This is a genomic window from Paraburkholderia sp., assembly GCF_035656215.1.
Classification (GTDB): domain Bacteria; phylum Pseudomonadota; class Gammaproteobacteria; order Burkholderiales; family Burkholderiaceae; genus Paraburkholderia.
In genome coordinates this window covers 1-6,605 of record NZ_DASRSY010000334.1, presented here as the reverse complement: position 1 = coordinate 6,605, position 6,605 = coordinate 1, and the positions used below count along the sequence as shown (strand labels likewise).

The 6,605-nt window shown below is 62.3% G+C and carries 6 protein-coding genes; 1 reads left to right on the top strand and 5 read right to left on the bottom strand.

The features are described from left to right. On the top strand, positions 1–216 hold a 216-nt coding region (locus tag VFE81_RS19470; RefSeq protein ID WP_325046156.1), incomplete at its 5' end, for a CopD family protein. An 89-nt stretch (positions 217–305) separates the two neighbouring features. Here the strand turns inward: VFE81_RS19470 and VFE81_RS19465 are convergent. The 5 genes from VFE81_RS19465 to VFE81_RS19445 form a co-directional block, all read right to left on the bottom strand. After that, complete coding sequence (locus VFE81_RS19465) at positions 306–1,514, bottom strand: chromate transporter (protein WP_325046155.1); 1,209 nt, start codon at positions 1,512–1,514, stop codon at positions 306–308. Positions 1,515–1,732: 218 nt separating this feature from the next. Next, positions 1,733–4,087 (bottom strand): bifunctional diguanylate cyclase/phosphodiesterase, encoded by a 2,355-nt coding sequence (locus VFE81_RS19460; protein ID WP_325046154.1) that lies wholly within the window; start codon positions 4,085–4,087, stop codon positions 1,733–1,735. 452 nt (positions 4,088–4,539) lie between these two features. Further along, positions 4,540–5,448 (bottom strand): PhzF family phenazine biosynthesis protein, encoded by a 909-nt coding sequence (locus VFE81_RS19455; RefSeq protein WP_325046153.1) that lies wholly within the window; start codon positions 5,446–5,448, stop codon positions 4,540–4,542. Between the two features lie 182 nt (positions 5,449–5,630). Further along, complete coding sequence (locus VFE81_RS19450; protein ID WP_325046152.1) at positions 5,631–6,095, bottom strand: RidA family protein; 465 nt, start codon at positions 6,093–6,095, stop codon at positions 5,631–5,633. A gap of 49 nt (positions 6,096–6,144) precedes the next feature. Next, a partial coding sequence (locus VFE81_RS19445) for a PLP-dependent aminotransferase family protein (protein ID WP_325046151.1) occupies positions 6,145–6,605 on the bottom strand: 461 nt, incomplete at its 5' end.

Below are 6,605 nucleotides of genomic sequence, written 5' to 3'. Positions count from 1 at the left end.
TGGCCCTTGCATGCCATGGCCGGCCTCGGCATCGTGATGATGCTGATCTTCGGGCACATTCGCTTCGCTGTTTTCCCGCGCATTCGCCGTGCGGTGCAGGCGCAGAAGTGGCCGGACGGCGCGCAGGCGGTCGGCACGATCCGGCGCCTGGTGCTGATCAATATCGTGCTCGGCGTGGTGACGATTGGTGTGGCGGTGCTGTCGCGCGGGTTCTGACGCCCGGTTTTACAGCGGGCTGCGAATGGCGGCTCTGAAGTTATGAAGCGCGTATGAAGCCCGGCTGTCAAGCGCGGGCCATGTACCGCCTACGGCACGGCGCCGTAGGCGAGCCACACTCCGCACACGACCGCCACCGTTCCGTACACCACATACACCGGCGTCTTGAGCTTGGCGAAGCACATGCCGGAGAATAGCGCGGTCACCAGGTACACCGGTTTGAGTGGCACATGTCCGGCAATGCGCAGCACAGCCACCGCGAGAAACGCAGTGGTGACCGCGCGCAAAATCCGCATGCCATGCTCGAAACGCGGATTGGCCTTCAACTGATGCAGATGCCGCTGCGCCAACACCACCAGGCAGCCCGACGGCACAAAAAGTGCAAGCGTAGCAATCAGCGCGCCGGCCCAGCCATCCACCAGATAGCCGAAGAACGGCACTACGTTCAAGAGCGGCCCAGGCGACAGCGGCGACAGCGAAAACGCCAAGGTGAAGTCGTTATCCGATATGCCGATCGCCGGCGTCACGAACAGCGTCTTGAGCACAGGTAACGCCGAGAAGCCACCGCCGAACAACGTCATGCCCGCACCGGCGAGCCGCGGCCACAGCAGTGCCAGTTCATAGCGATGCGGCAACGGCAGCGCAAACAACACCAGCAACACGCACAGACCGCCCAGCAATTGCCAGTCACCGCGACCGATCGACACGACGACGCGCGTATTACGAACCGGACTGACCAGCCAGCCGGCGCCGAAGGCCGAGCCGAGTATCACTACGTAGGCCGCGGGACTGCGTGCATAGAAAAGTGCGACGCAACCCAGCACCGCCGCGACCCATTCGAGCTTGCCGCGTACCAGCGCGCGCGTCTGTTTGTACCAGGTGATCGCGATCAACGTAGCCAGCACTACGCTGAAGTGATTGAGCAAGGTCTGGGATGCGGCGGCGCGCACGAGCGGTGTGCGATAGAAAATCGCGAACAGCGTCATCAGCGTGAAAAAGGGCAGCACGCTTGCGATGCCCGCGACCCAGGCGCCGGAGCGTCCGCGCAGCGCATGCCCCAGTTGCACGGCGACGTTGCAGCCCACCGGCCCGGGCACCATCCAGGCAAGCGCGATCAGATCCGAAAAGGCTACCCGCGAGAGCCGTCCTTCGCGTTCAACGTAGTGATTTTCAAGTTGCGCCATCAGTGCGAGACCACCCCACGACAGCGCCGACAGGCCGAACACGACCCGGAACAGCGTCCATAGCGGTTCTCGTTCGCCTCGTCTGGCGGCATCCTGGCTTGTGATCGTCTGCATGGCGCTGCGGGCCCCGGTACGCCGGCGGCCCGCCCTTTGGGATCATCGTTGTGTGGTGTTACGCGGCCGGCAGCCGGCATCGCGCTGTGACGCGGTACAGCGTGAATGTAGCCGGTTTTGCAGTGCTGCGGTTGGATAAGCGTGAGGCATTGCTTATAGGCCTCGCGACTGTATGCTGCGCGCTTGTAACGCACAAGCGCGCCACCACCGGAGCGCGTTCAGCTATTGGTGCTGGACACGCTGCTGGTGCTGTCGGTCTCATGCACCGGGCGGTGACCCTTCATGCCGCATACACCGAATCGTTCGAGCAGCGCCGGAATCGCGTCGACCGGCACCGGGCGCGAGAACAGGAAACCCTGCGCCTCGATATGGCCGAGCGCGGCGAGCCATGCAATCTGCTCTTCAGTCTCGGTGCCTTCGACCACCACCGTGAGTCCGAGCGAGCGCGCGAGATTGACGATCGCGGTGACCATCACGCAGACGCTGCGGTCGCCGGGAATCGCCTGGATAAACGAACGGTCCACCTTCAGCGTGTCCACCGAAAAGCGGTTCAGGTAGGAGAGCGACGAATAGCCTGTGCCGAAGTCGTCGAGCGCGATGCGTACGCCCAGGCGCTTCAACGCGAAGATCTTCTCCGAGACGAGCTCGGGGTATTCCATCATCGCCGTCTCGGTGATTTCGAGTTCGAGGCGGCGCGCGGAGATACCGCTTTCCTCGATGGCATGCGAGATGGTTTCGTACAGATCCCCGCGCCAGAACTGCACCGCGGAGATGTTCACCGCGAGCGACAGTGTGTCGTAGCCCTGTTGCTGCCACAACGCCAGTTGGCGACACGCGGTCTCGATCACGAAGTCGCCGATGGGCACGATCAGGCCGGTCGATTCGGCGACGGGAATGAATTCGTTCGCCGGGATCAAGCCGTGCTGCGGATGATTCCAGCGCACCAGCGCTTCGAAACCGGTGATGCAACGGCGCGTCAGATCGATCTTCGGCTGATACGCGAGAAACAGTTGGCCCTCGGCAAGCGCGACGCGCAGTTGCTGTTCCCACTTCATCAAATGGTCCGCGCGGTGCGACAACTGCGGCGAATAGAACTGGTAGCAGTTTTTGCCCGCGTCCTTCGCGCTGTACATGGCGAGGTCGGCTTTCTTCAGCAAGTCGATCTCGCTCTCGTTGGCAACTGAGTACAGCGCGATGCCGATGCTCGCGTGCAATACGAAGGAACTGCCGCGCACTTCGAAAGGCTTGGCGAACGCTTCGGCCGCAGCTTCGGCGAGTGCGACAGCGCGCTTCTCGACGTCGTCGCCCTTGATCACCACGACGAACTCGTCACCGCCGATGCGGCTCAACGCGCCACCGTCGCCGACTGCCGTGGCGAGGCGCGAAGCAGTCATTTGCAGCACGATGTCGCCGGCGTTGTGGCCTAGCGTGTCGTTGACGGTCTTGAAGTTGTCGAGGTCGATGAAGAGAATCGCGAGGCGCCCGAGATTGGAAGGCTGCGCTACGTCGTGCCGCAGTGTTTGCAGCGTCGCATAGCGATTGCGCAAACCGGTCAGTAGATCGTATTCGACCAGATGCGTCATCTCGCGCTCGCGTCCGAGCAGCTTGCCGATCAATCCGGTAGCCACCGCGAAGAAGCTCAGCATCGCGAGCGAGATGAAGCCCGCCATTAGCAGATAGACGTTGCGTGTGTGGTTGTAGTCGGCGAATTCTTCGGCTTGCGACAGACCCACCAGCACTCCGAGCGGATAACCGTCGATATGCCTGTACGAGACGATGCGCGTGACGTTGTCGATCGAATCGACGTAGGTGCCCGACACATGCTCCGAAGTCGGATACGAGCCGCTCGCCGAGAACGAGCCGTTGGCGCTGTCGGCGCTGCCGGTGCGGCGCGCCAATACCGTGCCGTTGTCCGAGATCACCGCGATCACGCCTTCGCGGCCAATGGCCGCGTTGTTGTAGAAGTCGCTGGTGAAATAGCTCGGGTCTTCGGAAACCACCACGACGCCTGCGAACGAGCCATCGAGATGATTCAGACGCCGCGTCATCTGCAAGGTCCAGTGGCCGGATATGCGGCCGAGCACCGGCTTGCTGATATACAACTGGTCGTCGTTCTCGTGTTCGTGGACCTTGAAGTGTTCGCGGTCCGATAGGTCGATGTGTTTGGGATTGAGCTCGGCCGTGTTCGCGATCAGCTTGCCGTGCTCGTCGATCAGCGACACCTGCACCAGCGTATCGCTTTGTACTACGCCTTTTTCGACCGTGCTGGCGAGATCGAAATGATTCGGCGTTTTCTCGAATTCGTATTTGACGAAGCGGGTAATCTGGTCGACCTGGTGAATCGCCTTGACCGTGTGCTGCTCCAGCGCCGCGGAGAGAATCGCAGCAGAGGCCATGGCTTCACGATTCGTGGCTTCTTTTTCAACCGACAGACGCGCGAAGATCACGGTCCAAAGCAGGATCAGCACCAGCACGCCGAGCGCCGGAATGGCGAGCAAGGCACGGCGGCGCGACACGGCGGGATCGCGGCGGGGTTTGGCTTCGCGCTGGTCGGAGAAGCGGAACTGGCTCATTAGGCGGCCCGTTCCCTGGTGCCGGCCAGTTGCAACTGCGCGAGCATTGACTGCGCTAATTTCATGGGTGGCTGCATGGTGACCAAGGTGCCGGAACTGCTGCGCAGGGGGAGGGAGCGTGGCGTCGTGCCTGACCATCCGCAGGTCATCGGGTACGTTTCGATATTACTTAATGCCACTGGATTAAGGAAGCGTCCTCGCATCGGGTATACGCGGGCGAGACAGTCCGTCCTAACCGGTTGAATTCGCAGCCGGCGCGGCCAGCCTTGAGGCCGCGGCCCGGCAGTCGTATTCGAGTCATTCATCGGGATCCGGAATTCAGGTGTGCCAGGCCTCTTTTCATGCGTGGCGCATTAATCGTGCAAACGGTGCGGCGTTTTGTGGTCAAGCGTGGCTGGAAGTGGCGAGACACAGGCGGCATTTCGCTGGCCGGCAATCGAGAGCCGCGTCGTTCATTGCAGCCGGAACGTGCCGTCGACGATCGTCACCGACGGCCCACCAATCCACGTCTTGCCGGCTGCGTCGTCGTAGTGCACCGAAACATCGCCGGCACGGCCCAGCGCAGTGCCCTGGCGCGCTGTGTAATGTGAACCTGGGCGTAACTGCTGGGCGCTCAGGAGACCTGCGAGCGCGGCGTTCGCGCTGCCTGTTACCGGATCTTCGCCGAGGCCAAAGCGGCCACCCGCCATCAGGCAGCGCACCTCGAAGGTGGCCGGACCGTCAGCGTCGTGTGGGCCGTAGACAGCGAGACCATGGGTGTCCATTGAATGCACGATGTCGGCGAGCGCAACGGCATCGGGATCGAGCGCGAGGCAGTCGCGCGCTGAATTGACGCGCACCACGAGCCATGGCGCACCATTGTCGACCGCGCAGGGCGTTGCGCTGAAATCGATCGCGTCACTACGCAAAGCCGTAACCAGTGCCGCGTACTGATCCTGGGGAAGCGCCGTGACGCGCGCGGGCGGCGCGGCGAAAGCCCATCCGCTATGCGCCTTGTGGGTCGATCCAGATTCAGTCAGCGCTTGCAATTCAACGAGACCCACGCCGCATTGTTGCACCAGCTTACCGGCCTGCTTCGGTTGATATCCGCTTTCGAGCAACGCGTGCGCGGTGCCCAGCGTTGGATGACCGGCGAACGGCAATTCGCCATGTGTTGTGAAGATACGCACGCGATAGTCGGCGGCCGGGTCGGTCGGCTTCAGCAGGAAGGTCGTTTCGGACAGATTGGTCCAGTGCGCGATGGCCTGCATCTGATCCGCATCGAGTGCGTCGGCATCGAACACGACAGCAAGCGGATTGCCTTTGAACGGCACGGACGTGAACACGTCGACTTGTTTAAAACGAACGGTGTTGGCAGGCATCGGGTGAGGTCCGGCGAATCAGGCAGATGGGTGGGATTCGCGGATTCTATCTGGTGACAAAGGAACGATCCACCTCGCCACAAATGCAAAACGCGCCGCAGGTGACAGACACCTCGCGACGCGTTCAGTACGCTCAGGGCGACAAGCTTCGGCGAACTGCCCGCCGAACCGGTCGGCGCGCGTTATTCGACTTCGGCGATCATCTCGATCTCGACGCATGCGCCGAGCGGAATCTGCGCCACGCCGAACGCCGAGCGCGCATGCTTGCCGCGCTCGCCGAAGACGTCAGCGACCAGTTCGGACGCGCCGTTGGTCACCAGGTGCTGCTCGGTGAACTCGAGCGTCGAGTTGACGAGGCTCATCAGCTTGACGATACGCGTGACGCGGTTCAGGTCGCCTACATGCGCGTGCAGCGTGGCGAGCAGATCGATCGCGATGGAGCGCGCGGCGACCTTGCCTTCTTCCGTGGTGAGCGTGGCGCCGAGCTTGCCGGCCCATACCTTGCCGTCCTTCTTCGCGATGTGACCGGACAGGTACACCGTGTTGCCACTTTGCGCGCTCATCACATAGGCGGCTGCGGGCGCGCCTGCGCTCGGCAGTTCGATACCCAGTTCCTTAATCTTGTCATACACATTCGTTTGAGCCATGGTGTGTCCCTGGTCAGTAGTGGAATTCGGTGGCGCGGGTCGAGATAGCCTAGACCTTCGCGCGGATCAGCGCCGCGAGACGCGACACGCCTTCGTCGATCTTGGCCGGCGGCACCGTGACGAACGACAGGCGCAGCGTGTTGTGCTGCGCTTCGTTCGCGAAGAACGGAGCGCCCGGCACAAACGCGACATTCTGCGCGACGGCTTCTTCGAGCAGCTTCATGCTGTCGATCTGTGCGGGCAGCGTCACCCACACGAACATGCCGCCTTCCGGACGGTTCCAGCTTACGCCTTCCGGCATGTAGCGTTCGAGCGAGGCGAGCATCGCCGCGCATTGATCGCGGTACAGCTCGCGAATGGTCGGCACGTGCGTGTCGAGGAAACCGTCCTTGATCACTTCGTACACGATGCGTTGCGTGAAGCTCGGCGTGTGCAGATCGGTGGCTTGCTTGGCCTGCACGAGTTTGAAGATCAGTTCTTCCGGCGCGATGATGTAGCCGACCCGCAGAC

Coding starts and splice junctions, on each gene's coding strand:
- VFE81_RS19450 (WP_325046152.1), bottom strand. CDS start 6,095: ATGGCTCAAACGAATGTGTATGACAAGATTAAGGAACTGGGTATCGAA.
- VFE81_RS19465 (WP_325046155.1), bottom strand. CDS start 1,514: ATGCAGACGATCACAAGCCAGGATGCCGCCAGACGAGGCGAACGAGAA.
- VFE81_RS19455 (WP_325046153.1), bottom strand. CDS start 5,448: ATGCCTGCCAACACCGTTCGTTTTAAACAAGTCGACGTGTTCACGTCC.
- VFE81_RS19460 (WP_325046154.1), bottom strand. CDS start 4,087: ATGAGCCAGTTCCGCTTCTCCGACCAGCGCGAAGCCAAACCCCGCCGC.